The sequence below is a fragment of the Photobacterium sp. GSS17 genome (assembly GCF_028621875.1).
Lineage (GTDB): Bacteria > Pseudomonadota > Gammaproteobacteria > Enterobacterales > Vibrionaceae > Photobacterium > Photobacterium ganghwense.
In genome coordinates this window covers 956,468-982,863 of record NZ_CP117518.1, presented here as the reverse complement: position 1 = coordinate 982,863, position 26,396 = coordinate 956,468, and the positions used below count along the sequence as shown (strand labels likewise).

Genomic DNA, 26,396 nt, shown 5'->3' with positions numbered 1-26,396 from the left:
AATGTAATTTTTTTTGTGTTATCCTTCCGAAGATAGTACGTCGAAAAACGTACAGTTATGTCAAAATTTACCGATTTCCTCCTTCAAGACTTCCATTCTTCGATAATCACTGCATAATTCCTAAAACTGGGCGATTAACTGGATTCATTGACCTTGTTTAATAAAAAAAGAACAAATAAATTTTTTCCGCTCGATTTTTACGGTGAAGAGGGAAGTTGGCGGTTCATCATTCGAGCAGAACATCCGGGCGAGATTCTGGATGCGATGTATTGGCGGGCATATGTTTCCTGCCATCGTAAAGACTTTGATTTGCTTCACATCGCGACCGATAAGTTTAATTACAAGTACAATTACTCCTCTTCTGATTCTTCAGAGATGCACTACGCATCTGGTGCTGAGCAACTTCGCGTGAACATGATGGGGCCAATAGTTCCAATCTCTGTTTTCCTGAAGACCCTTGCCGAGCAGCAAGGAAAGTGGATCAAGAAAGCAGCCGGTACTGCAGCGGGAGCAATGGCACTGTCTGCGTCACCGACTGACCAGCCTTAAATTAAGGTGCTTAATTGTACTGATAAGAAAAGTGCTGGCGGGCACTTTTCTTATGCTGAAAAGCAATGAAAGATTCTCATTGCACCGTTACATTGTACCTAATCTTACACTTTGATTTTTTCTAAGTCTGTTTCCTAATCCACTTTTCCATACGTTTTTTGTGCTAGGTTATTGTGCTAAGACATCTTTATCGGGTCGACTTCTTCGGCCAATCGTCTTGCAGTATCAGCCTAGCTACAACCAGCTTTGCAATAGTCAGCTTGGCAGCATGAGCCTCGCAATATCAGTTTCAAATGATCCACCTAATAACATCCACCTCAAAACATCCATCTCATAGCATCAGTGAAAATTTCCTGCATGGTTCTATCATGCCATTGTGATGGTTTTGAACTGCAGAGATCTACAACGTTTCACGGGATTTCTCGTATTTTGCCAGCAGAATAAGCGGGAAAATGATCATTGCTGTTCCCAAAGCCATAATGAGATCAGGCATTTCATCAAACCATATCAGCCCGGCAATAACGGCCGCAATCAGGCCACTGTATTCAGCGCTGGCGATCTTGTTACTGTCTGCTGCGCGGTAAGCGACAACACAAGTACCGGCATAAATAAGAATAAAACTGCTTGAACCCGCAGCTGTTAGTAGCGGTTCAAAGTCCCAGGCTCGGCCTTCCCATATTGCCAGGCCTAATGATGCCGGAATTCCAACCAGGTTAGTCAGGAGCAGTGTCTGAGGAACGCTCTGGTGTTTGGGTAATTTTCGAATCAACAGGTTATTTCCGGCAATGGTCAACGCAACCACCAAGGCAGCGATCGCCCCCCAGTTAATTTCGGTTGGACGAATAATGACCAATACACCTAGGAAACCAAAAACGCCGGCAATGATCGAATAACGTGAAAGCTGTTCTTTGAACAGAACTAATGCCATTGGCAGCATCAATAATGGCGCTGCGTAGAAAATGGCGTTAGCGGTTGCCAATGGCATGGCGTTGATGGCTATCACCATAAATACGGCACCTAGTAGCCAAATATGAGCTCTGAGTGCGTGCCATTTCAATCCATCCATAAAGCTGGCTTTTCCGGCATTTAAGCAGAAAGGTAGCAGAATGATCACTGCGGTGATTTGGCGAAAAAAGACAAATTGGAAGATGGCAATATCTCCACCGAGTGTTTTGATCAGAGCATCGGAAAGAATGGCGATAAGGTTACCGAATACCAGTAATCCCATCGCCAGTCCGACAGAGATGTTGGGCATAGCTGCTCTCCTGACATTACTGGCATTAATTTGTTTGAGTCTTATTGAGTCGATCAGGCGTGCGCTGTGCCTCAATCTGTCATGCCATAAGCTTATGTCAGACTTTACTATCGTATAAAATGATAAAAATTGATTCAGTATGAGCTGAGATAATAATGAGGTTACCACCGCTGAGGGCTGTTCAATGTTTTGAAGCTGTAGCGCGTATGAACAGTTTTTCGAAGGCAGCAGATGCTCTGAATGTGACGCAAAGCGCTGTCAGCCATCAGGTGCGATTATTGGAAGAGTATCTGGGCGAAGACTTGTTTATCAGGCAGGGGAGGCGGTTATCGCTGACTGTAACAGGTGAAAATTACTTTACGGAGGTGACGCATGCTTTACAGGGAATATCACAGGCCAGTCGCAAAATACGGGAAGGTGAGAGTGGTCGTATCCGGTTGTCACTGTATAGCTCTCTGGCTGTAAAATGGCTGGTTCCTCGCCTGGAAAACCTGAGACAGATGCATCCCGAAATCGATTTAACATTGAATATGGTGACCGAAGAGCCAGACTTTACCGACGATGTCGCCGATTGCTTTATTACGGCGTATCCACCGAAGAAAAACTATGTCAGTGAGTTTCTATATAAGGAGCTGCTCTATCCGTTTTGTAGTCACAGACTGTGGCAGCAGATGCAGGACCAGCCGCTACCTGATGCCCTTTGGCAACACCCTCTGCTGTCTGTGACATCTATCTTTAAGCGGGGAGAGGAGGGATATGACTGGAAAGTGTGGTGTCAACTGGGCGGATTCGAATTGCCTGAATCGATTAAGATGAATCATTTTAGTCATATGGTCCTCGCGGCTGAGGCGGCCAAGTATCATCAGGGGATCGCATTTTTGAATGATTATTTCCTGACTGATCAAGATCGGCTACAGCATCTGGTACGAATACCAATGCATGAGTTACCGACGGGTGACAACATGTATTTTGTGTACAAACAATCCCGAGCTCGCCAGCCAGAGATAATCACCTTAGGTCGGTGGCTTAAGCAGCAGTGTGTCGACTGACGGCTGTGGTATCTCATGGTGGGGTATTGCAGTGAATTTCTGCTCATCGGTGCTATTTATTAGAATCACAAACAATAAAAAAACCGGCAGGTTAGCTGACCTTGCCGGTTTTTCATTTGTATCAAATTGTCGCTGATTTTATGCCGTTTCTTTCATGTTGCTACAGTGGCAGTTAATGCTAGGCCTAAGCCTTAATATTCGTCTTAGCCTTAGTCGATAGCGAGCCAACGGCGATTAGCTTTCGGTTACACCATGCCACTGATAGTGGTTGTTAGGTTTTTTGCTGACAATCCCTTCTTCCATAAAGCGTTTGAACAGCTCATCAACTTCTTCGGTACTCACTTTCAGGTGACGTGTGACAGCACGCTTGGTACAGTTAACCTTGTTCGTACTCAGGGCTTCTATCGCTTGTTCGTAAAGCGTTTTCGGCTTCGCTGGCTCCTTAGGCGGTGAGGCATCAGTGTCTGCCTGTGATGCCGGATCGTCTGAATCGCCTTGTGCGGTTTGAACTGATGGCTGATGGCTCAGCAATTCAGGCTCCGCCGGTGAGCAGGCAAAACTGTCAATGGTAAAACCACCTCCCTGACGGAATTGATTTCTGAAACGCAGCTCTTCGCCGATCAGGCCAACGAAGAAGGCCGCGAAGAAATCGAGCAGCACAGACAAGAAAACAACCAGACCTAGCTGTGCGGTCTGGGTTTCGATTCCCAATGATTTGGCCAAGCTGTCGATAAGGCCGATCACAGATCCCTGCGTTACAACAGGCAGACTGTCACGTTCTGCCGCGAGCTGCATTTGTTGCTCACGAAGCTTGTCATTTTGTTCCTGGATACGCGCTACACCGGTAGCGATACGCTCCATCTGAATATATTTTTCTGCAGCGATATTATTGAGTTCGATCTGTTTTTCGATCGCCTCAATCTGCATATTGTAGCTATTAACCTTACTTTGCTGGACGTTGATATGGCTTTGGGCCTTGTTGGTCGCACTGTTGATACCACCAATAGAACCACCAATAGAAATGGCTGCCAGTACTGAGTAGAAAGCGAAAGCAGAGAAGGCGCCTGCATAGTTGCGACGTGAACGGCGCTCGCCAAATTCGTACCAGGCAAAGAATTTACCCAGCTCAAAAATGACCGCTAGTCCACCAAACAACAGCTGCATGACGGGATCTTCATCAATCGATAAAAACAGAAGAAGAGAAAAAATGATTGATGCAAGAATCGAGGCTCCGGTAAAACTGTATACCGTGACCATTGCAAAATTACCCTTAGGGTATCGAACTGGGAGGTTATCGTTGTAAAGCATAAGCGTCTAACTGTTGGACAAAACTGAGTTGTCTGACGGAACCTGCCAATAAAATGTTAACTGCATACCGACAGGCTCTAAAAATGGTGGCTTAGGATACCGTAAATACTTCGCTAATCCTTTATAAATTCAGGTCTCTGCTGTTTTCTCGGCCATTTTTTACACTCACCTTTCATAACTGAAGAAATCTTGTCCAAGCATAATTGTGGCTGGTTAAAAATGTGCCAGATAAAGTGATGCCAAAAGCATAACTCTTCGACGGTTGTTGCAAAAATGTTGGTAAGAAATTACTTTAATGATTCTAACGTCTGTTTAAATTAATCGTTTATTTTTTGCTTAATAAGGATTTGGTCATGGAAGCATTGTTGAAGGATTACCCCGTCATTACCGAAATTCCAGTCGCATGGGGGGAGATGGATGCCCTGAATCACGTAAATAATGTGGTGTATTTCAGATATTTTGAAACAGCCCGATTGGACTACTTTTCCAAAATCAATATCATGGAAGAGATGAAGAAAACCAATATCGGGCCGGTACTAAGCGAAACATCCAGTCGCTATAAATTACCGGTTACTTATCCTGATACTCTGCTTGTTGGTAGTCGAGTGTCTGTAGTGAAGCAAGACCGATTCACGATGGAATACCAAATTGTCAGCAAGCGATTGGGGAAAGTGACGACCCTTGGCAAAGCCGAAGTCGTGATGTTTGATTTCGCTAAAAATGGCAAAGCGGAAATCACTCCGTCACTTGCCTCACATATTTTTACACTTCAGCCGGAACTGACTAAAGACGAGCCGTAACTGATAGTATAAATTGTCACTTTATCATCGTATTACTGGATAATCAGAGCTGTATGCCATTGCGGCAATGTTGTTGCGGCTCCGATGCACAAACGACCTTTAATTCCTTCTATACTCCTAGTAACCCAATCTTTTTTCACCATTTTCATCTTACAGGCAGGAGTAAAGCCGTATGTACATTGTGACTCAGCATGAGATAACCGATCCGGAACTGTTCTGGCAGAAGGCGAGTGGAACGCTGACACATCCGCCGGTGGGAATGAGGTTGCACAGCACTATGGTTGTTGAAAGGAACAAGCTTTGTCAGTGCATGTGGGAAGCTGAATCTATTGACGTGGTCAGAGACTTTTTGGAACCTGAATTAGGCGAAGCCAGTGTCATGACTTATGGATTGGTGGATCCGGACAGGGCAATTGGTTGATACATACTGTCAGGTTGCTGGGTTCAGCAATTTTCATTCAGTAGCTAGGTAGTTTTTGGCTTTCTGGAGTAAGGTTCTACAGCGGAAGCATTGAGCGAAATGAATGTCGGGTTGGGTGCTATGGAGGGAATTCGGCTGAGTTGGCTTTGAGATGATACGCCTGTTACCGACTGCCGGTAAAACCACTCATTAAACGTTATTCAATGAAAAAGTGGCGCCGGAGCGCCACTTCAAAATGCTTACTTCTTGTAAGAACCAGCGATGTTGTCGATGCGCTGGTTAGCACGCATTGCTTCCTGGTATGCAGCGTCAGAAGCAGCACGAGTTTCGTTGATTGCGCCAGCCATAGAGTCTTGCTGAGATTGCAGAGAAGATACTTGCTCAGACAGCGCGTCAACTTTGTTAGTCAGTTGAGTCATTTGATCTACTTCATCAGTGCTTGAACAGCCCATCAGAGTTGCACTTAGGATAAGGCCAGAGATCATAGTTAGTGAACGTTTCATGTGTTTCTCCATTGTGTTGGTTTTTTTTCGTTGACAAGAACAACTAGCATGATGTCATTTTTTTGAATGCATGAGTGGCTCTGTCAGATTAAAAGTGAAGATCCGTCTCATTTGGATCTTTGCTTCCCCTGACAACCATCAACACGATCAGGTTACTGATCGTCACCTCTTATTGTCACTTGTTTCAATGTCACTGCGATTGCTAAGTATAGTGACGCTTTTTCAGAGTATTATCAGAGGCTTGATAAAAACTGAACAGTTATGTCAGATTTCTGTGAGAAAGAGTGCGTTTTTTAAATCATTAATAAAAAATTCAGCGAAAGAGGATGGGGGAATGTCCCCCAAGTTTGCTAAGCAGTAACTACAGAATAAATCTCAATAGGAGGTTAGTCACTCTTAATACCAAACGCCTGTGCAAGTTCGTACACGTTGTAATTGGAACGAAGATCTAACCCGGTATTGCGGTTCTCATTGTTATCGGAAATGACTTTAAAGTTATCCTTGCTTGTTCGGCTGAAATGCCCCTCGTCCAAAAAGTGCTCCTGAATAATGGTGACTTTTCCACCATAACGTTTTTGCCAGTAGAGCAAACCGGCACCATGATCCCAATGTTTCTTTAATCGTTTGTTAAATTCTGCTTCATCAGGGCAGTTGGGATGAAAAGCCCAGCCTTGCCACATACTGCAGCCTTTTTCGAAAATATCCTGGCTGGCCCCACGAGTAATACAGCCGGCAAGTTCAAACAATTTAAAAGGCCTGACAAGCAGTTTTTGCAGGAAAGGATTTTTGATTTTTGTCAGGTTGGTCATGGCTATTTCGCCATCAGGAAGATCTTTAAACAGTTCTGATAACCAGCGCATTTTGTCTGGTCGAATAATCAAATCTGAATGGAAAAATGCCATTCGAGGTGCGAAATGAAAAATGAAATCGATGGGAAGGTGCATGTATACAATCGGGAGCTGAAGATGCTTATTAAAATCGATGAGAATGGCATCCGGAGTCAGTTTTTTGGGAGCCCCGGCTCTAGGGTCAAAACCGACAACAGGTGTCCAGCCTGCATCGGATACCATTTTCTGCTGCACATAGGCCCAGTCTTCATCAACACTCCAGACTAACCAAGGGAACTCGACCCCGTCTAAGGCTGCTTTCCAGTCGTCAGCGGCCTTAAGTAAAGTTTCCCAGTGAAGGTGAGTATCAAACTGCATGTTCAGCGCCTGAAAGGCGCGCCAATTGGCATTACCGAGCCGCTTTAACAAGCGGTCTTTATCACTGAACATCCCTGGAAGATTTGTATCCGACTCAGGTTGATTGATGACTTTTTCCAAATTGGCTTGCATGTATTGAGGTATTTGCATGACGCTTCCTTGTGACCAATAAATACGGCTGACCAGAATGGTGAGAGGGGATCCTCCTAATTGAAAATAGTGTGGAATGTTGCCGTATACAAGAAAGATTGACGGAAGAAGAAAGGCTCGAAAGAAAATAAAAGGATGGGGGAAATTAGGCGATGGTGAAAAAACAGCGGGACGTACCCGCTGTTCGGATGAGTCTGGATGAAAAATAGACGTTTATTTTCCGCCAATACTCAGACGGCTGAATCGCATTTTCGGCGCGTAGAATTGACGTGCATAGTCAGTAATCAGATCACTACCTACCGCATCAATTTCTTTTAACATTTGATAGAAATTGCCTGCGACGGTAATCCCGCGGACCGGTTGAATACGCTGACCGTCACGGCACAGGAAGCCGCTGGCACCAAATGAGAAATCACCACTGACGGCATCGGCGCCGGAATGGACGCCCTGAAGCTCAACCAGTTCCAGGTATTCACCGGCGGTTAGCTCAGCCTCAGAACTCTTACCGGTTGCGATAACCGTGTGGCGTGGCGAAATTCCCAGCCCACCTTTTGCCGACCGGGCGGCATTCGCGGTGTTTTCAATACCGAAGTAGTTGGCGGTATGGCTGTTGTGAAGCAGGCTATGCAGTTGTCCCTCACCGAGCAATACGGTATCTCGGGTTGCAAAGCCTTCACTGTCGAATGCCTTTATGGACGAGCCGCCCTGCACGTAAGCCGTATCAGTCATGGTTAATAGCGGGCTGGCGACCTGTTGATTCAGTGAGTCGCGCCATGGATTGATGCCTTTCATGGCCGACGGGCCTGAAAAGCACAGACTGAACGCACTGAACAGGTTGCTCAGGCAACTCAGGTCAAAAATCACGCTGTAGCTGCCGGTATTTACCGGCGCCCCTTCAAGCAGAGCTTGAGCTATATCGAAACCATGGTTGATTGCGTACTCGCTATCCAGTTCGTCAAAACGCCGACCGGAAGACATGCCGCCATGCATAGACTGCTTACCGTCTTTCTCATACAGGGTGTAGGCGTAGCAGTAGGCTGAACGCTCCTGGTGGAAACAGCGGGTGCCCAGCGTGTTCGCCAGAATGATCTGACTATCTGATTCACTATAGCCGTTGTACGGCGCTGAGCTGGCGTGGGGTTTAGCAACTACACCGCTTTCCAGTGTCAGCGCCAGGGCAATTTTGTCATCGACAGTTGCGGTGTCAGCCTGATAGATTTCAGGACAGTCGGTTGTTAGTTGGCTATCAGCACAGCTGATTGTCTGATGCTCATCCTGTTTTGTGTAACGGGCATTGGTCAGCGCCTGTTCGACCATCAGATCAAGGCTGTTTGGCTCGAGTGACTCGGAGTAGCTGGTGGCAATACGCTGATCTTTGATAATGCGCACACCGATAACTTGTCCGGACGTCACTTTGTACTCATCAAGCTCACCTTTGTCGGCTTTTAGCGAAAAATGGTGACCGGTACTGGCAATAACATCAGCCTCTGCGCCAGCGGTACGCACGCGGTCCAGCACTTGGTCAATGGCTTGCTGGAGTTGTTGTTGATCGGCCATTAGTTCCCTCCTCCTACCAGAATGTTGTCGACCTTCAGTGCGGGTTGGCCGACCGTTGTCGGAACCGACCCACTGACCGACCCACACATTCCTGCCGCCATGGCAAAGTCTTCGCCGACCATTGAAATTTCTTTCAATACTTTCGGGCCGGTGCTGATCAGGGTGGCAGTTTTGAGTGGACGCGTGATTTTCCCGCCCTCAATCAGGTAGGCTTCCTGCACGGCGAAGTTGAATTCGCCGGTCCCCGGTTGAACGGAACCGCCCCCCATTTTCTTGGCATAAATGCCGCGTTCTACACTGCTAACCATGTCATCAAGCGAGCTACTGCCCGGTTCAATAAAGGTGTTACGCATCCGGGAAGCCGGGGCAAATTTATAGGATTCACGACGGCCCGAGCCGGTACGGGCATAACCGGTTTTCAGAGAGCCCATGTGATCGACCATAAAGCTGGTTAGCTTCCCGTCTTTGATCAACTGGGTTCGCTGGGTTTCCATCCCTTCATCATCAATGTTGATGGAACCCCATTCATTGGTGAGGGTACCGTCATCGACCGCATTCACGACCGGGTTTGCAATCAGTTCACCCATTTTGTCGTGGAAAACGGAGGCTTTTTTCGCCACGGAGGTTGTTTCCAGCAAATGGCCACATGCTTCGTGGAAAATGACGCCACCGAAACCGTTACCGATAATGACTGGCATTTCGCCGGTCGGGCAGGTTTCTGCGAACAGCTTCACCATCGCCTGCTGTGCGACCGTTTGTCCCAGAGCCTGCGCGTTCAAGCTGTTGCTGAACTCCCAACCAGTCAGTGCGCCTGGGGATTCAAACCCTGTAGACTGCTCACTGCCGTTTTTAGCAATAGCGGTTGCGGCAATACGGGTATAGTGACGGGTATCGCCAATTTGGAGACCCGTAGAGTTAAAAATTTCAACCTGTTGCTCACGTTGCATGATGCGACCAATGAACTGATTGATTTTTTCATGCTCGGCACGCGCTGCGTCGTTGCACTGGCGAAGGAACGCAATTTTCGCTTCCAGGTAGCCGTTCTGGCTGAGAGGCTGTTGGCAGGTATGAAGGTTATTGTGTCTGCTGAGATTCAGTGAACCGGCTTGAGCGATCTTATCACGCTTGTCTTTTGCGGCCAGCAGGCTGGTGACGCGCTTCAGTTCTTCTTCGTCTGTGCTGTTGGTGTAGCCATACAGAATTTTATTGCCGAAGAACAAGCGTATGCCGATGCCGAAATCAATGCCTGAGCTGATTTGATCGATGTCACCGGAAATCAGTTCTACGGCACTTGACTGATGGTGTTCAACGAACAATTCAGCAAAGTCCGCACCCAGAAACAGGGCATGGTCAATCACCGCTTGTGCAGTTGAAGGGTTTAGCATGGTTGCTCCTTGCTTAATCGCCATCCGAGCAGTGCCCGGATTGGGTAATAGACACTCAGCCCACACCAGCGAATGAGTCGATGCGGGCTGTGGTGAAGTCCTGAACTGTTTTTATAACAATCCCGCTTCACCGATGGGTGATGTCAGTTTCATTATTAGCAGTCAAAATGATTTTTAACAGTTCAGTTACAAGGTTTGGGTCACTTTTCACTCGTTAATGAACACAGGATAGTTTCCAGTTCATCGTAAGGAAGTCTTTCTTTATCAATAACCTCGATGCGGGATTCGAAGTTTTCCAGGGACAGTTCGTTGACCGAAACCACCCGATTAACAACGTTGAAGGCAAAACAGCCACGTTCGGTATTCACGACGGCCTTGACTCGCTGGGCATTCAGGTTTGAAAACAGGGTAAACAGCTTAGAAAAGTCAAACACCAGATCTGTCGCAAAAAACCAGCCGCAACTGCGATAACCCTGACCGCTATTTTCACGGCGGATAAACTGTTGTCCCGGTGCCAGTTCCAGCCCCGGGAGTGGCGCAGCGTCTTCCTCATGGCCGTGATGGTGATGGCTGTGGCTTGCCTGACGCTCAAGACGTTCAACTTCCAGCCATTCAAGCGCAAGTTCACCTTGCTCAACATGACCTAATACGGCTTTGGCCGGTGTTAAGGTATCGGCATACTGTTCAAAAGCGCGCAGGTCATCCGGCTGGCTCTGATCAACTTTGTTGGCGACCAGAATATCTGCCAGCGCGATTTGATCCTGGAAATTTTGATTGTCAGTGTAGATTGGATCGGAAAACTGACGCGGATCTACCAGCGTGATGGTTGCTTTCAGGTCGATGTAGTCGCGGTAAGTATCAGACGTTAGTTTATTGATGATCTCTTTCGGATGCCCAAGGCCGGTCGGCTCCAGAAGCAGGCGATCTGGCTTTTGTGCCAGCAGGGCATTGATACCGACAGACATCGGTAAACCTGCGACACAGCACATGCAGCCACCCGGAACTTCTTTTACGATGGCACCTTGCTGATCCAGAATCGCGCCGTCTACGCCGACATTGCCAAATTCATTGATCAGAATGGCCCATTTTTCATTTTCCGGTTTACGGGCAAGCAAAGAGAGAATTGCAGTGGTTTTACCGGCTCCAAGGAAGCCGGTAATGATATTGGTTGGGATGCGCTTCATAAATTTTGGCCGCTCATCATGCTTGATAATGGCATCATCATAACATCCCAGCCGGAAGCGAAAAGAGGGTTTTCAGGCGCTTGTAGCCGTCTAACCCTCAAAAGTCTCAGGGAAGCTTCAGCTCCGGACGATTTTTAAACTCTTCCAGAGCTTCAGGGTTGGCCAGCGCACCCAGATTTTTGACGGGCTCGTTGTGAACCACGTTTCGGACTGCCAGTTCAACCAGCTTCCCGGATTTGGTTCGAGGAATATCACTGACACTCAGAATCACTTCCGGGACATGCCGGGGTGAGCAATGGGTACGAATCCGATCCCGAATGGTTTTTTCCAGTTCCTCACTAAGAGAGACGCCCTCATTGAGTTGAACAAACAGTACCACCCGAACATCATTGGCCTTGTTCTGACCGATAACCAGCGAATCTTTTATCTCATCCAGGCGGTTAACCTGGCGGTAAATTTCCGCTGTACCGATACGTACGCCACCTGGATTCAGAACTGCGTCGGAACGGCCATAGAAAATCAGACCACCGTGTTTGGTTAGTGAGACGTAGTCACCGTGATGCCAGACACCGGGGAAAGTGTCCCAGTAGGCACTGTGATAACGGCTGCCGTCTGTGTCATTCCAGAAACCGCAAGGCTGGTTGGGGAAGCTGTTGCAGCACACCAGTTCGCCCTGACGTTCATACAACGGATGTCCTTCGCCATCAAACACCTGAACATCCATCCCCAATCCACGTCCCTGGCATTCGCCACGATATACCGGGCTGATGGGGTTGCCGATCGCAAAGCAGCCGCATATATCCGTACCGCCGGCAATAGACGCGAGTTGAACATCCTGATGAATGGACTGGTAGACGTAGTCAAACTGCTCAGGAGAAAGCACCGAACCGGTCGAGCACAAGGTACGCAGCTTATCCAGCTTGTGAGTTTGAATCGGCTGGATTACCTGTTTCTCCAGTGCTTCAAGATACTTGGCCGAGGTGCCGAACAAAGTGACGTTTTCTTGTTCAGCCATGTCCCACAGTACATTTCCGTTGGGGTAGAAAGGCGAGCCATCATACAGGATCAGCGTAGCTCCTGATGCCAGTCCGGTGACCATCCAGTTCCACATCATCCAGCCGCAGGTAGTGAAGTAAAACAGCCGGTCGCCCGGTTTTACATCACTATGCAACTGATGCTCTTTCAGGTGATTAAGCAGCGTGCCGCCCACACTGTGAACAATGCACTTGGGTTTGCCGGTTGTGCCGGAGGAGTAAAGGATATATAGCGGGTGATCAAAACTCACTGGGGTAAAACCGAGTTCGCAGGGTTCCGTCGATGACAGAATCTGCGTCCAGTGATGTTCGCTGACACCCGGAATGGTTATTGCGTTTGATGTATCTGTTACATTGGTGACATTGTCACTATTGGCGGAGAGGCCAACGTATGGGATTGTGACCAAGTGGGTCAGGCCTTCCAGTTCAGCGGCAATATCGGCTACTTTCTGGCGGTAGGTGTGCGTTTTACCGTTATAAAAATAGCCATCGGCAAAAAACAGGACTTTAGGTTTAGTCTGACCGAAGCGCTCAATGACGCTGTCGGCACCAAAATCCGGAGAGGTTGAAGTCCAGGTTGCGCCTAGTGCGGTGGTGGCCAGCATGGCAACAATGGTCTGCGGCAGGTTTGGTAAATAGCCCGCCACCACGTCGCCTTTCGCGACACCAGCCTGGTGCAGGAATCCGGCAACCTGAGCGGTTTGGTGATAGAGCTGTTCCCAGCTCAGTCGTTGAATCCGTGAGCTGTCGCCTTCACTGTGGAAGACGAGCGCGTCTTCTTTTGCTCGCTGGTGCCAGTTCTTGAGCAGGTTTTCTGCATAGTTCAGTTTTGCGTGCGGGAACCACTGGGTGTCTTTGGCTGGGGCTTGGCTTGCTGGCGGGCAGTAGCTGACTGGCGGTTTTTTCGCGCCTTCAACGCCGCAAAAGTCCCAGAGCAAATCCCAGAATTCTTCACTGTGGTTGACACTCCACTGATGTAGCTGGTTGTAGTCGTGAAATAGGGTGTCTTTTTTTGCGCTGACTGCAACCATGAACTGGTACATCAGGCTGTCATGTATCCGGTCTTTTTCCGGCATCCAAAGCAGGGCTGATTGTGCGCCTGATGGGGTTGCCGTTGTTGAGGCAGTTGTGGTCATAATCTGTTACCTCAAGGTTGCTGGTTGTCAGGGTGGGCGGCAAGAAATGCCGGTAGCGCCTGGCAGCGTGCTTCAATATCCAGTAGGCGAGGGTAATGGCTGAGATCGAAACCAAAACGTTTCGCGTTATAGAGTTGAGGAATCAGGCAAATATCGGCCAGTGAGGGTTCACCTCCGCAGCAAAACGGGTGAGAATGGCGACTTACCATGACTTCCAGGCTTTGCAGGCCTTGCTTCAGCCAGTGGTGATACCAGGCCATTTTTTCGCTCTCGTCAATGGCCAGTGGACCGGTCAGGTATTTCAGCACCCGTAAGTTGTTCAGGGGATGAATATCGCAGGCAATAGCGAACGCGATTTCTCGGCATTTGGCTTTTTGCCATGGATCGGAAGGCAGCAGTGGTGGCTCCGGATAACGTTCATCCAGATACTCAATAATGGCCAGTGACTGACTGAGAAGTTCGCCGTCATTTTCGGATCCTGCCGCCGGATCGGGAATGAAGCCCGGCACCAGTCCGCTTGGATTAAGCGCGGTATATGCTGTGCTGTTTTGTTCGTTGTCCAGTAGTGATACTGGCTGTTGTGCATACTCCAGCCCTTTGAGGTTAAGGGCGATTCTGACCCGATAAGACGCGGAAGAACGGTAATAATCGTACAGTTTCATGATAACAATCCTTTTATGCGCTAAACCTGTTTCGCTCTAAACACAGTGCTGACACCTGGGTGTCAGCACTGAATCAAAGCGCAATAAGTACCGTTTTTACACGTGATGCGGATCGTGGTGGTTCAGATCTTCATCGTGATATTTGTGCTCGTAACACACAACCGTCTGATCGATGGCGCCAAAAATGGAGTGCCCGTTGTCATCAAACATTTCGATACGGACTTTGTCACCAAAGCGCATGAACGGTGTTTTCGCTTCACCCTGGTCGATAATTTCTAGCATGCGGCGTTCTGCCAGACAGCATGAGCCACTACTGCGATCTTTGTTTGAAACTGTACCTGAACCTATGATGGTACCGGCAGAGATAGCACGGCTTTTCGCAACATGCTGCACCAGTTCCGCAAAGTTGAACGTCATGTCTGTACCTGCATGCGGATTACCAAACAGCTCGCCATTGAGATGCACCGTCAGAGGGTGGTGAACTTTGTAGTCATGCCAGTTATCACCCAGTTCGTCCGGGGTCACGGCGACCGGAGAAAAAGCAGAAGCAGGCTTGGACTGGAAGAAACCAAAACCCTTGGCCAGCTCGCCAGGAATCAGGTTACGCAGCGAAACATCATTTACCAGCATCAGCAGTTTAATATGGCCGTGAACTTCTTCGGTGCGGGTACCCATGTCGATATCATCAGTAATGACTGCGATTTCCCCTTCGAAGTCGATGCCCCAGTTTTCGTCTATCGCCAGGATGTCGTCCATCGGGCCAAGGAAACCGTCAGACATTCCCTGATACATCAGTGGATCGGTCCAGAAGCTTTCCGGCATTTCGGCACCGCGGGCTTTGCGAACCAGTTCAACATGGTTAACGTAAGCACTGCCGTCTGCCCACTGGTATGCGCGTGGCAGAGGAGAGGCACACAACGCCGGATTGAACGGAAAGGTATCCTGTGCAATACCGTCATTAAGGTTACGGTACAAATGCTGCAGATCGGCCTCGACCTGATCCCAGTTATCCAGTGCAAACTGGAGAGTGGGGGCGATGTCATGGGCATGAACGGCCGTTTTCAGGTCGCGGGAAACAACAATCAGCTGGCCGTCACGACCATGGTTAAGAGAAGCTAGTTTCACGTAATACTCCTTGTTTCAATGTTAATCCTTGGGTGGGCCGCAACGTGAAATAAGTGCGGCCTGCTGCGTTATTCGTTGGTGTTAGGTCGACTTTTCCAAGAATAAACATAGTCTTTATTTTCAGCACTTTCCGCTTGTTCACTCACTTCGAGTGGCCAGCGGGTATCAATCATGACAGCGACCTCGTCGGTTTCTTTCTTCGGTGATGACATACTGGCTGCCAGCGCTTTCGGATGCGGGCCGTGTGAAAAGCCGCATGGGTGGTGCGTGATCATGCCAGCTTCGATGTTGTCACGGCTGAAGAAATTACCGCGGTGGTAGAACAGCACTTCGTCATAATCATCATTGTTGTGATAGAACGGCACTTTCAGTGCATTCGGGTCACTTTCAATTGGGCGTGGTACAAACGTGCATATCACAAAACCATCTGCCACAAAGGTAGTGTGTGCCGATGGCGGCAGGTGATAGCGGTGGCTCATCAGCGGGCGGATATCACGCCAGTTCAGTTTGAATACGGTCAGATCCCCCTTCCAGCCCTGTGCATCCAGCGGGTTGTACGGGTAAGTGATAGTGTTTAACTGGCTGCGTGCTTTCAGCTTCACTTTCCAGGTCTGGTTGTCACTTTGCTGCGCCAGGAAGGTGTCGTTGATTCGTGCATATTCCAGCACGCCCGGGTCAAACACCGCATGTTTACCGACAATACCGCGTTCTGCCATTTTGTAGCCGCTGTTGGTGGCTTCGATCAGCAACATTTCAACCGGCTCGTGCGGCTCAATACGCCAGCTGGTGGCGCGTGGCAACACAATGTAATCACCGTCACGGAAACTCAGGTGGCCGTAGTCACAGAACAATTCACCGCTGCCGTTATGGATAAACAGAACTTCATCTCCATCACCATTGCGGGCCAGGTGGTCCATCGCTTTGTCGCAGCGCCATGAACGCAGACGGACATTGTTGTTGAACAATAACAGGGCGGCATCCCAGGGCGAATTGCCTTGAGTTTCAATCAGGTTGGTATCAATCGCTCGCGGACGCAGAGGCCCTTCCCATTCCGTCCAGCCTGTTGGCGGGTGGCTGTGGTACATATGACTGGCCGGACCAAAAAAACCTTCCTTGCCACACTCGCGCTCATACGTGCCTTCCGGTAGATCACAGTGTGCCTGCCGGGAGACTTTCCCTTCAGAAATAGGAAACTGAAACCATTGACGCATTGCCTGTCCCTCTGGTTATCGGTGGGTAAAATTTGACGTTAAATCCGTGGTTAACGTTTTGTTAATTCATAGCTTAACTCTGGCCCAGAGCGTGCTAACAGGCAACTGTTGCCGAAATTTAGCTTTTTGTCAGATGTTCGGTTTGCTTTACATATCCAAGTAAATTCAATGAGTAATGGCAACCCCCAGTGTTTACAAGGGCTCGGGAGGGGTTTTTCAGGGTTGAAAAGGGTGTGTAAATGAAATGTTACAGGTGGGGTTTTTCTGATTCTTGAGAAGGGCTTCCTTTGTCCACCTGAACCCTCCTAATCTAATTAATAACCAGCGAGGACAATCACTTTCCCATTCCGGGGAAGTGAATCCGAAAGCTGAACTGAATGATTAGGACCAACCAAATTTGCCAAGGTGAGGCAGAAACAGATGAAGTAGGACGATTATGGGTAGTGCGACTAAATATGTATCGAAAAAGCCCGATGAACGAGGCTTTGTGGACTGGGATCAGTCTGAAAATCAGATTTGGCATGATTTGGTGACTCGTCAGCTTAGTTGCGTGAGCGGACGTGCCTGCCAGGCCTACATTGACGGCCTGAAAATGTTGAATTTACCAATCGACAAAGCGCCGCAACTGGGGGATGTCAACCGGGTGCTGAAAGCACAAACAGGCTGGGAGTGTGTCGCAGTACCCGCCCTGATTAACTTTGACAGGTTCTTCGAATTGCTGGCAAACAAGCAATTTCCGGTTGCCACCTTCCTGCGCAGCCGCGAAGAGTTTGATTATCTGCAAGAGCCGGATTTTTTCCATGAAATCTTCGGTCACTGCGCCATGCTGACGAATCCGGCGTTTGCTGAATTTACGCATACCTACGGGAAGCTGGGATTCAGTGCTTCACCGAAAGATCGGGTATATCTGGCACGTTTGTACTGGTTTACCGTAGAGTTCGGTTTGCTGCAGGAAACCAACGGCATCCGAATTTACGGGGGCGGTATTTTGTCATCGCCGGGTGAAACGCGATTTGCGCTGACAGGTGATTTCGAAAGTGCCAATGATTGGGTCAACGATCCTGAATCGGGCTTAAACCAACAGAACACCGAACAGATTGAATTATCACAACGTGAGGTCAAACCGATTTACCGGCCATTTGACCCGATTGATATCATGCGAACACCATATCGCATTGATATCATGCAACCTGTCTATTTCATCCTGGATGACATTCAACAGCTTTTTGAGCTGGCTCAGCAGGATATTATGAGTATGGTGGAGCAGGCGAAGGCAATGGGCCTTCATGAACCGCTGTTTCCACCGAAAAACAAGGACGAAGACAAAAAAGTGGGGAACTATGTCTGAATTACATGAACTGAAATGTGAAGCTTGCCAGATCGATGCGCCAATGGTGACGGAACTGGAAACAACAGAGCTGGTGAAAGATATTCCGGAATGGGACGTATTGGATCGTGATGGCATTAAGCAACTAGAGCGTGTATTCAGCTTTAAGAACTTTAAGCAGGCATGGGCCTTTGCCGACAAAGTGGCCGAAATGGCGGAAGAAGAGTTCCACCATCCGACGATTACTCTGGAATGGGGCAAAGTAACGGTTTGCTGGTGGAGCCACTCCATCAAAGGGCTACATAAAAATGATTTCATCTGCGCAGCAAAAACCGATCAGTTGCTGGCAGAATAATGACATAAAAAATCGCGGCAATCTTTACGGTTAGCCGAGCTTTCATAAAACCCTAAGTTTAATAAACTTAGGGTTTTTTCATGTTACGTTAAGGTAAAAACAGTATTTTATTGCTTATGGAATGAAATATATTTGCGTTATGATTGCGAAAAATCATACGTGAGCCTTATCTATACTGATAATAGATAAGGGATTTAGAGGTTACATATGGGCAAACCACAAGAGCCTGACACGCTGGTTGGCTGTGAAGAGTGTGGGTTGGTGGTTGAACTGCCGACATTAAAAGATGGTGAAAAAGCAACGTGTCCCCGTTGCGATCACACTTTGGCGAAAAGAATAGCTTTGCCCTTTCAGCGTCCGCTGTCTTATGGCGTTGCCAGTCTGGTTATGCTGGTGGCAAGCATCAGCTTTCCTTTCATGTCATTCAGTGTGAAGGGGATCAAACAGGAAATCACGCTTATGCACGCAGCAGAAATGCTGAGTGTGTTTCAGAACAGTTTACTGGCGCTTTTGCTTCTGCTGACGGTGCTGATTCTGCCGGCAACCTACCTTATTTCTTTACTTTATTTTTATTTTCGGGCCTGGACACTGGTGATGGGCAGAAGCAGTAATGCGATCAGTGCAACGGAAAAACGTTTGTGCCGGTTGATGCTGCGTATTGAACCCTGGTTGATGGTGGATGTATTTCTGATTGGGGTGCTGGTTAGCCTGATCAAGATCGCTTCATTGGCTGATATCGGGTTGGGTATGTCATTCTGGGCGTTCTGTATTTACACCGTGCTGGTGGTGAAATGCGTGTCGATGGTTGACCCTACCTGGTTATGGATGCAGTTCTTGCCGATGGAACGACTGCCGCAGGTCAAAGCCGGTGACTCCCACCTGTCTGACAATCACATCAGTTGCCATTATTGCGGTCAGCTGAATGCCATTGATCAGGACGGAAAGCGTTGTGTGCGCTGCCACGGTAAATTGCATGGTTATCATCCGCAAGCGATGCTGCAACGTTCCTGGGCGCTGCTTATTGCTGCCACCATCTTTTTTATTCCGGCAAACCTGTACCCGATGATGTACACCGTGAGCCTGGGTAATAGTGAAGGCTCCACCATTCTGGAAGGGGTGGTGCTGCTATGGCAACTGAAGTCTTATCCGATTGCGGCGGTGATTTTCTTTGCCAGTATTCTGATTCCGTTGGCGAAAATTTTTGCCCTTATCTGGCTGTATTCACATGCCCAGAAGGCCACGTCGATGGATGATATGAAAGCTATTAAGAAGCTGAAGCTCTATCGAATTACCGAATTTATTGGTCGCTGGTCAATGATCGACATTTTTGTCGTGGCGATTCTGGTTGCGCTGGTGCAACTGCAAAACCTGATGGCGATCTACCCGGGCCCGGCGGCACTGTCATTTGCAGGCGTGGTATTACTGACCATGCTGTCTGCGATGTCATTCGATCCGCGCGTGTTCTGGACCAAACAAGAAAGTGACACGAATTCCTCACAAAACGCTGTGAACCATTAAGAGAAAGAAATCTATGAGTGAACAACCCTCATCAAGGGCTAAAACCCATGTGATTAAGCAGGTATCGTCCATCTGGCTGGTACCCCTGATTGCCGTTGGTATCGGTATCTGGATGCTTGTTCAGTACATTACCAGTCAGGGCCCGGTTATTACACTGCGTCTTGATACCGCAGAGGGGATCGAAGTCGGTAAAACCGAGATCCGCGCTCTGAATGTAAAAGTGGGTGTCGTGACCGATGTGGTCCTGAACGATGATTACAGTGCGATTGAAGTCACTGCCCAGATGGATAAAGACGCCGAGCGTATGCTGATGGAAGATACCTTATTCTGGGTCGTGAAACCGCGCATTGGTAAGTCGGGTGTCTCGGGGCTGGATACGTTGCTCTCTGGTGCGTATATCCAGTTGCAGCCGGGCCATGCAGACAAAGAAAAACGTCATTTCGATGTGCTCGATATTCCACCGGTCGCGCCACCTGATGCAAAAGGGCTGCGTTTGATTCTGACCCACAATGAAGCCGGTAAACTGGGGGTGGGCGATCCTGTTTTGTATGAGGGCTTTACGGTTGGCCGTGTTGAGAAAGTCATGTTTGACACCAACACCAAGAAAGCACACTACCAGCTGTTTATTTTCGAGCCTTACAACGGACTAATTCGTAAGCGTACCCGTTTCTGGCTGACGTCTGGTGTTGATATGCAGATTTCGGCAGAGGGCTTTAACCTGAAAATCGGCTCAATTGAATCCTTGTTGACTGGCGGGGTAAGCTTCCGCGTGCCTAATGGTTACGATCCGGGTGAGCTGATCACGAAAGACAAATCTGTGTTCCGCTTGTATGACAGTATCAAAGATGTACGTGAACGTTTCTTCGATGAATATCTGGAATATGTCATGTTGTTTGATGAGTCCGTTCGCGGCCTGAAAGCGGGGGCGCCAGTGGAATACCGTGGTATTCGCATCGGTACGGTTCAAAAAGTGCCGTTGAATATGGCGATTGGTGTACGTGAAGGCTTTAGCAACCGTCCAATTCCGGTGTTGGTACGTATCGAGCTGGGACGTGTCGCTGAGCATGTCAGCAACGAGACGCTGGAATCGTTAAAGGTCAATCTGGAGAAGGAATTTGGTAACGGACTTCGCGGGACCCTGAAAACAGGCAGTCTGCTGACTGGTGCGTTGTTGGTTGATCTGGAAATCTATAAAGATGAGAAGCCGTTTGTACCGCGGCAATATGGTGAATATACGATCTTCCCGACCAAGGCGGGTGGCTTTGCTCAAATTCAGCGTGAAGTGATGGCTGTATTGAAGAAAGTCAACAATCTGCCGATTGAAGATACGCTGACAACTCTGACACGAACCATGGAAACGTCGCAGCAGACATTGCGTGCAACTGAAAAAGTGGCTAGTCAGCTTAACAATCTGTTAGCGCAGCAAGAGACACAGGCGCTGCCGGGCGAGATTCGTAAGAGCCTGCAGCAGATTCAGAATACCCTGAATGGTTACGGGCCAGATGGCGTGCCATATCAGAATCTGGAATCTGCACTGCAGCAGTTTGAGCAGGTAATGGCTGACCTGCAGCCTGTTTTACGCCAGTTGAATGATAAACCTAATTCACTAATCTTCTCAGATGAAGCACCGGCTGATCCGATTCCGGTTGGAGGAAAACAATAATGAAAAGAGTCGTCTTACTGGCACTGCTTCTGGCCGGGTGCAGTTCATCGGAACCGACCACCAGCAAAACGTATTTGCTGCCAACCACCGAAACGAATTTGGCGACCTCGTTCGCCAATAAACATCAGCCGGTTGTTGTAGTAAGGCCGGTTCAGGTTGCGGAGCACTTGTCCGGCACAGGTCTGGTTTATCAGACCAGTGAAACGGAAGTTGTTCAGGCGCGCCAGAATCTGTGGGCAGAGAGTTTGTCTAAACAGCTGACCCGCATCATTACGCAGGAACTGCGTCAGAAACAGTCTCGCTATTGGTTTGACGAGCTCTCACCGGTCATCAGTAATGCGAATGTGCCGAAACTGCAGGTGAAGTTTGACCGTTTTAACGGGCATTTCACGGGACTGGCACAACTGAGCGGACAGTGGATTTTGACCGATGCGGAAGGCAGAGCGGTCTCCAGGCAACCATTTTCGATTCAGGTACCGCTTGAATCCGGTGGATACGATGCTCAGGTTCTGGCATTGTCAGAAGGGGTCTCTCGCCTGACTACACAGATTAGTCAGAGTATTAGTCAGCTGACGCTGTAACGTGAACAGAACACCCTGGTCTGCCAACTCATTAACAGACCAGTGAAAAATAGCCAAAAAAGAGAGCCCGAAGGCTCTCTTTTTTTGTCGCGGCCAACTCGGCGCTGACCGATCCTCTGATGTCGCTACAAGGAAATGGTCGCGGCCAGAATACCTTTACCGTCAGTTAGCTTAGTAGCCAGTAGCCAGTAGCCAGTTAGGGTATCGCTTGCCTGAATGTACCGCGCTGTGCTCATGTTGAATATAGGGATCCTGACATAGGAACTCTGATACATGGTCCTCAAGTGGGTTACCTGTATCTTCGTTACGGCTACATGCACTTTGGTACCGTTCTCTTACTGCCGCTCAGCGATGGCATTTTCGGTAATATCCGTTGACCCAGCACTCTGGTAAGGATTCGCCAGAGGGGAACGCAAGATATTGTTTATCAACACTGACCGGGTCAGCCAGATCCTCACCAGACTGATACTGCACAGTAACTTCATTGGAGAATGGGTTGATCAGGGATGCCATGTCGATGACATCCACCAGATCGCCGGTACGGGACTCTTTCAAAAACATTTCTCTCTCCATAGTTTGCTATGTGACTGAGAATACAAACCGAATCTTGGCTAAAGTTAGCCAAGCAAACATCGATCACTGTTGGTTATCGTTTTGGTTTAATTATGGCTGATTTTGCGCGCTTTGCTTTTGGTGTCGATCAGCCTGCTGTAAAGCGTGTGCAGCGTATGGTATTCGGTGGATAGTGTGATTCTAGCGACCGTTATGTTCAAACGACCCGCGCGCCAACCTAACCACCAGATAAGCTTCAGCTACGCAGCTATACGCATCAACAAGGATATTAAATGAGTCAGTTTTATTGGGGTGTGGACCTTGGCGGCACCAAAATTGAGTGTGCGGTGATGAATACGGAAGATCAGTGCGTCCTGCGACACCGAATTGATACTGAAGGTGAGCAGGGATACGAGCACGTTATTGGCCGGATTGGTCTGCTGGTTAACACTTGTGCCAACGAACTTGGTGTATTTCCGGAGCGAGTGGGTTTCGGTACGCCGGGTACGCTGGACCCGGCAACGGGGGTGATGAAAAACTGCAACTCCACGTTTTTAAACGGACGAACGCTTGATCGTGATCTGGAAGCTGAATTGGGTGTGCCTGTGGTGCTGGCCAATGATGCAAATTGCTTTGCTTTGGCAGAAACCCGTTTAGGTGTAGTAAAAGATATTTGCCCCAATGCACAGGTTGTTTTCGGCATCATTATGGGAACCGGTGTCGGCAGTGGCATTGTGGTGCACAACCAGGCTCTGTACGGCTGTCATGGTATCGCCGGTGAGTGGGGACATAACGTTATTGAAGCTGGTGGGGTAGCCTGTTACTGCGGAAAAGCCGGATGTGTGGAAACCGTGATTTCCGGAAAAGGACTTGAACAATATTTTCAGCAACAGGCAAAGGTCAGTGTGCCGGTGCCACTTCAGCAAATTGTTGCCATGTCAGTGCAGGGAGAACCGGCAGCGCAGAAAACATTGGAGCGGCTTTACTCGTACTTTGGAAAGGCGGTTGCTCAGGTGATCAATATTCTGGATCCGGATGTCATTGTGGTTGGCGGCGGAGTGGGCAATATTGACAGCCTTTACGAGCACGCTGAGCAGGCTATTTTACCGCATTTGTTTAATCCGGTGCTCAATACCCGAATTGTCAAACCCAAGCTGGGTGACAGCGCCGGGGTTTTCGGTGCAGCAATGTTGGTTAAACCGAATTAAGTGGCAGCTGTGAGTGAATGTAAACCCAGCTAGTCTGTTGGCTGTTGACCCGCCTGAGTGTGTCAATGGACTAACTGTGTCTGCGGAAAAGAGATTCTCCTGAGGAAGCTATACTTCTGGCAATGCGATAACGGTTAAGCGGGCAGGTAACTGCCAGCCAGACTCAGATTTCATGCCCAAATTCCATGCCCACATTCCCTGATAGGAGAGTAATGATGAAAGCTGACTTGTCTCAGGTAAAGCGTCCTCTGGTAAAACTGCCTTTAGTGTTGCTATTCACGCTTGGGTCTTCTGGCAGTATTGCTGCCACGGACCTGCCGCAACCCTCGCACGGAATAGATTATCCGGCAGGATGGGATCAATGGTCTGCAGTCGCTGTTTCGCACCGTACGGATAACAACACAATCCGCTTAATCTTAGGCAATGAATTGGCGGTGAAGGCCGCGCGGGAAGGCCAAACCAATCCCTGGCCGGACGGGGCGATATTAGCCAAAGTCGTGTGGAAAGATACCGAGCTGGAAAATTGGAAAGCAGCTACTGTGCCGGGTGAGTTTGTCCATGCTGAGTTTATGTTCAAAGACTCTAAGCGTTTTACAGAAACGTATGGCTGGGGCTGGGCGCGTTGGGTTGGGCCTGAACAAAAGCCTTTTAATGAAGGCGCTGGCGTGTGCGTGGCATGTCACACGCCAGTTAAAGATCGTGACTGGGTATTTACCGATGTGCCTTTCTTTCCACAGTTTAAATAACGGGTAACGGATGTTTTCGTGACGTTGTGACAAAACCTATTGGCAGATAAACCCTGTTGGTAGATAAACCCAATCAACCCCAATACGACAAGGTGCTTAGGTTTCCGGTGTAGGCACCTTGTAGCTTGCATCCAGTAGCGTGCACCTTGTAACGGAATCAGGCACCTAACTCCTGATAAACAGGCGCCATATAGACCATTTAGAACATATAGATAGGTACTTGGTAAATTGAAGACAGGCCAATTGGTCGCCAAAACCCCTCTGAGACTTAACACCGTTCCGATAAAGCCTCAGAAAATAAAGCTCAGCATCAGAGTAAATAACTGGGCATCTTTATCTTCCCCGAGACGTTTGCTTGGCACCGTAAACTGGCCGGGGTTTAATGCATCATAATCCGAGCGTGCCATGTAAACGCCTTGCCATTCAGCATTCAGTGAAATTGTGTACGTTAAATCGTATCGAACACCCGCCGTCAGACTCTGAGATTTTCTGCGATGATGACTTTCGCCGTATACCAGATATGGTGTGAATTTATCTATGGTATAAGCACCGGACAAATACCAGTTACTTTGCAATTTATCCGTCTGAGCTTCAGCAATCAGCTGCCAGCCTTCCCAGGAATATTCAGCACCCAGAGTATAGATATTCAGCGTTTCCTGATATGGATTCGGATCCGGGGTCAAGGTGTACTGAGTATTCATATAGCCGAAGTGAATGCGGTAATTAAAACCGCTGAGTTCGACAGATAAACCCGCCATATGATTGGTATCGAATGTCAGGGTTTCATCGCCGAGGCGCGTAGTATTATTGCGTTCAAAGCCATAATAGGGTGACAGTGTCACAATGGCTTCATCATTCAGCTCTTTCAGCCACAGGGCAGAGATACCGTCAAAATAGGTAAACCCTAAAATACTGTCATAAACCTCCTGAGGGGGACGTGCCCATGGGTAGGTCTGGCCGACGTAGTAGTACTCCGACATCAGAAATAAGGGGATGCGCAGACGTCCGCCTTTCAGGTTGAGCCCGCCGAACTGATAGCTGAGATAACCCCATTCCATTTCAGGATCAGACCAGTGATCCTGAGGGCGTTTAACAACCTGTAACGATGCCCTGAAAGCATCAGATAACTGCCAGTCAGCCTGCAAGCCAAATGTCGTATCACAGTCAAAACAGGTGTCATCGACAATTTCACGATGTACAAACAGCGGTGCGGCGTTATCGGTACGAGTCACCGATGTTGACCCGAACCCGCTGACGGATAATGAGTCAGAAAGAGGAATGGCGGCCTCACTGAAAGGGGCGGCGACAAACAGTGGAAGTAATAAGGTAATGTATTTGGTCATTCCGTTACTCTCCTTGTAACACCGTGATCAGAATATTGGCATTTTCGGGCACATCGCGAATGGGCGCATACGCGATGCCGTTCGGATTGTTGTTCAGCCACTCCAGAATGTCTTTAATGTCGTCACTAGACAGTTCTTCCGGCGGTGTCCCTTTGCCGGAAAATGACAAACTGGCCCAGTAGCCATTCATTTGAGATACCGACTTGCCAAGTAACATGTTGTAAAACTCTTCACGGTGAATGGAGTTTTCAGGTAAATCAACCAGGACGATCTTAATGCTGCCGTTCAGTTTCTTGGTTTTCCCTTTGTAAAGCATGCGGGCTTTACTCTTACTTAGCGGGGGAAGATCGCTATTGAGCGTAAAGACAGCAAATTCAACGTCGTTTCCTTCCCTTGCGAGCGTCATTTTGCTGGTGGTGAGTAGTGAAAATACGATCAGCGTAGCGAGGAAAAAATGTGTAAAACTCAATCCTTTGAACATCGATAAAGTTCCATCGTACTGCTTATATCCTGCTATAAATACTAGTAGACATTGATGTGACTACAAATAGACATTTCAGGAATGCAAA

General features: G+C 48.5%; 25 protein-coding genes. 11 read left to right on the top strand and 14 right to left on the bottom strand.

Translation table 11 applies throughout. The features are described from left to right. Nucleotides 1-153: 153 nt before the first annotated feature. Nucleotides 154-549, top strand: a complete 396-nt coding sequence (locus PGW97_RS20915; protein ID WP_248827387.1) for a hypothetical protein — start codon at nucleotides 154-156, stop codon at nucleotides 547-549. 400 nt (nucleotides 550-949) lie between these two features. On the opposite strand, the gene PGW97_RS20910 is transcribed toward PGW97_RS20915, so the two are convergent. After that, on the bottom strand, nucleotides 950-1,804 hold the full coding sequence (locus tag PGW97_RS20910; protein WP_047885854.1) for a DMT family transporter: 855 nt from the start codon (nucleotides 1,802-1,804) through the stop codon (nucleotides 950-952). A 155-nt stretch (nucleotides 1,805-1,959) separates the two neighbouring features. Here PGW97_RS20910 and PGW97_RS20905 point away from each other — a divergent pair, with 155 nt between their 5' ends. Further along, a complete protein-coding gene (locus tag PGW97_RS20905) occupies nucleotides 1,960-2,853 on the top strand; it encodes a LysR family transcriptional regulator (RefSeq protein WP_047885853.1) in 894 nt (297 codons plus the stop codon). A gap of 234 nt (nucleotides 2,854-3,087) precedes the next feature. Here the strand turns inward: PGW97_RS20905 and PGW97_RS20900 are convergent, their stop codons facing one another. Further along, nucleotides 3,088-4,161 (bottom strand): hypothetical protein, encoded by a 1,074-nt coding sequence (locus PGW97_RS20900; RefSeq protein ID WP_047885852.1) that lies wholly within the window; start codon nucleotides 4,159-4,161, stop codon nucleotides 3,088-3,090. A gap of 353 nt (nucleotides 4,162-4,514) precedes the next feature. On the opposite strand from PGW97_RS20900, the gene PGW97_RS20895 reads away from it, so the two are divergent. Both PGW97_RS20895 and PGW97_RS20890 read left to right on the top strand, forming a co-directional pair. Next, a complete protein-coding gene (locus PGW97_RS20895; protein ID WP_217393798.1) occupies nucleotides 4,515-4,961 on the top strand; it encodes an acyl-CoA thioesterase in 447 nt (148 codons plus the stop codon). A gap of 172 nt (nucleotides 4,962-5,133) precedes the next feature. Then, nucleotides 5,134-5,382, top strand: coding sequence for a hypothetical protein (locus tag PGW97_RS20890; RefSeq protein WP_047885850.1), 249 nt, complete (start codon nucleotides 5,134-5,136; stop codon nucleotides 5,380-5,382). Nucleotides 5,383-5,621: 239 nt separating this feature from the next. On the opposite strand, the gene PGW97_RS20885 is transcribed toward PGW97_RS20890, so the two are convergent. The 9 genes from PGW97_RS20885 to PGW97_RS20845 form a co-directional block, all read right to left on the bottom strand. Further along, nucleotides 5,622-5,885, bottom strand: a complete 264-nt coding sequence (locus PGW97_RS20885; protein WP_047885849.1) for an Lpp/OprI family alanine-zipper lipoprotein — start codon at nucleotides 5,883-5,885, stop codon at nucleotides 5,622-5,624. Between the two features lie 386 nt (nucleotides 5,886-6,271). Further along, nucleotides 6,272-7,240: a hypothetical protein gene (locus tag PGW97_RS20880; RefSeq protein ID WP_273859702.1), complete on the bottom strand. Its 969-nt coding sequence runs from the start codon at nucleotides 7,238-7,240 to the stop codon at nucleotides 6,272-6,274. 213 nt (nucleotides 7,241-7,453) lie between these two features. Further along, nucleotides 7,454-8,797, bottom strand: coding sequence for a TldD/PmbA family protein (locus tag PGW97_RS20875; protein ID WP_273859701.1), 1,344 nt, complete (start codon nucleotides 8,795-8,797; stop codon nucleotides 7,454-7,456). After that, nucleotides 8,797-10,182 (bottom strand): TldD/PmbA family protein, encoded by a 1,386-nt coding sequence (locus tag PGW97_RS20870; protein ID WP_273859700.1) that lies wholly within the window; start codon nucleotides 10,180-10,182, stop codon nucleotides 8,797-8,799. Before PGW97_RS20870 ends, PGW97_RS20875 begins: the two co-directional genes overlap by 1 nt. Nucleotides 10,183-10,382: 200 nt before the next feature. Then, a complete protein-coding gene (locus PGW97_RS20865; RefSeq protein WP_273859699.1) occupies nucleotides 10,383-11,366 on the bottom strand; it encodes a CobW family GTP-binding protein in 984 nt (327 codons plus the stop codon). A gap of 106 nt (nucleotides 11,367-11,472) precedes the next feature. Next, entirely contained in the window at nucleotides 11,473-13,536 is a 2,064-nt protein-coding gene (locus tag PGW97_RS20860; protein WP_443147126.1) for an acetoacetate--CoA ligase, read from the bottom strand. An 11-nt stretch (nucleotides 13,537-13,547) separates the two neighbouring features. Continuing rightward, complete coding sequence (maiA, locus tag PGW97_RS20855; protein ID WP_273859698.1) at nucleotides 13,548-14,198, bottom strand: maleylacetoacetate isomerase; 651 nt, start codon at nucleotides 14,196-14,198, stop codon at nucleotides 13,548-13,550. 96 nt (nucleotides 14,199-14,294) lie between these two features. After that, complete coding sequence (locus PGW97_RS20850; protein ID WP_273859697.1) at nucleotides 14,295-15,323, bottom strand: fumarylacetoacetate hydrolase family protein; 1,029 nt, start codon at nucleotides 15,321-15,323, stop codon at nucleotides 14,295-14,297. A 68-nt stretch (nucleotides 15,324-15,391) separates the two neighbouring features. Then, a complete protein-coding gene (locus tag PGW97_RS20845) occupies nucleotides 15,392-16,534 on the bottom strand; it encodes a homogentisate 1,2-dioxygenase (protein WP_217393809.1) in 1,143 nt (380 codons plus the stop codon). A 436-nt stretch (nucleotides 16,535-16,970) separates the two neighbouring features. Here PGW97_RS20845 and phhA point away from each other — a divergent pair, with 436 nt between their 5' ends. The 5 genes from phhA (at nucleotide 16,971) to PGW97_RS20820 (ending at nucleotide 21,978) form a co-directional block, all read left to right on the top strand. Further along, nucleotides 16,971-17,882 (top strand): phenylalanine 4-monooxygenase, encoded by a 912-nt coding sequence (gene phhA, locus PGW97_RS20840; RefSeq protein WP_273859696.1) that lies wholly within the window; start codon nucleotides 16,971-16,973, stop codon nucleotides 17,880-17,882. Continuing rightward, complete coding sequence (locus PGW97_RS20835; protein ID WP_047885841.1) at nucleotides 17,875-18,216, top strand: 4a-hydroxytetrahydrobiopterin dehydratase; 342 nt, start codon at nucleotides 17,875-17,877, stop codon at nucleotides 18,214-18,216. The genes phhA and PGW97_RS20835 overlap by 8 nt, the downstream gene beginning before the upstream one ends. 207 nt (nucleotides 18,217-18,423) lie before the next feature. Further along, entirely contained in the window at nucleotides 18,424-19,734 is a 1,311-nt protein-coding gene (locus tag PGW97_RS20830) for a paraquat-inducible protein A (protein WP_273859695.1), read from the top strand. Between the two features lie 13 nt (nucleotides 19,735-19,747). Next, the gene (gene pqiB / locus PGW97_RS20825) at nucleotides 19,748-21,397 is read left to right on the top strand and encodes an intermembrane transport protein PqiB (protein WP_047885839.1); all 1,650 of its coding nucleotides are present in this window, start codon (nucleotides 19,748-19,750) and stop codon (nucleotides 21,395-21,397) included. Continuing rightward, on the top strand, nucleotides 21,397-21,978 hold the full coding sequence (locus PGW97_RS20820; RefSeq protein WP_273859694.1) for a PqiC family protein: 582 nt from the start codon (nucleotides 21,397-21,399) through the stop codon (nucleotides 21,976-21,978). Before pqiB ends, PGW97_RS20820 begins: the two co-directional genes overlap by 1 nt. Before the next feature lie 345 nt (nucleotides 21,979-22,323). On the opposite strand, the gene PGW97_RS20815 is transcribed toward PGW97_RS20820, so the two are convergent. Continuing rightward, nucleotides 22,324-22,539: a hypothetical protein gene (locus tag PGW97_RS20815; RefSeq protein WP_047885837.1), complete on the bottom strand. Its 216-nt coding sequence runs from the start codon at nucleotides 22,537-22,539 to the stop codon at nucleotides 22,324-22,326. A gap of 284 nt (nucleotides 22,540-22,823) precedes the next feature. On the opposite strand from PGW97_RS20815, the gene PGW97_RS20810 reads away from it, so the two are divergent. After that, a complete protein-coding gene (locus PGW97_RS20810; RefSeq protein WP_273859692.1) occupies nucleotides 22,824-23,738 on the top strand; it encodes an ROK family protein in 915 nt (304 codons plus the stop codon). A 212-nt stretch (nucleotides 23,739-23,950) separates the two neighbouring features. Then, nucleotides 23,951-24,484: a cytochrome P460 family protein gene (locus PGW97_RS20805; RefSeq protein WP_217393817.1), complete on the top strand. Its 534-nt coding sequence runs from the start codon at nucleotides 23,951-23,953 to the stop codon at nucleotides 24,482-24,484. A 290-nt stretch (nucleotides 24,485-24,774) separates the two neighbouring features. Here PGW97_RS20805 and PGW97_RS20800 read toward each other — a convergent pair whose 3' ends face one another. Both PGW97_RS20800 and PGW97_RS20795 read right to left on the bottom strand, forming a co-directional pair. After that, the gene (locus tag PGW97_RS20800; protein WP_273859691.1) at nucleotides 24,775-25,827 is read right to left on the bottom strand and encodes a porin; all 1,053 of its coding nucleotides are present in this window, start codon (nucleotides 25,825-25,827) and stop codon (nucleotides 24,775-24,777) included. 4 nt (nucleotides 25,828-25,831) lie between these two features. Further along, a complete protein-coding gene (locus PGW97_RS20795) occupies nucleotides 25,832-26,308 on the bottom strand; it encodes a hypothetical protein (RefSeq protein WP_254463277.1) in 477 nt (158 codons plus the stop codon). Nucleotides 26,309-26,396: the final 88 nt, after the last annotated feature.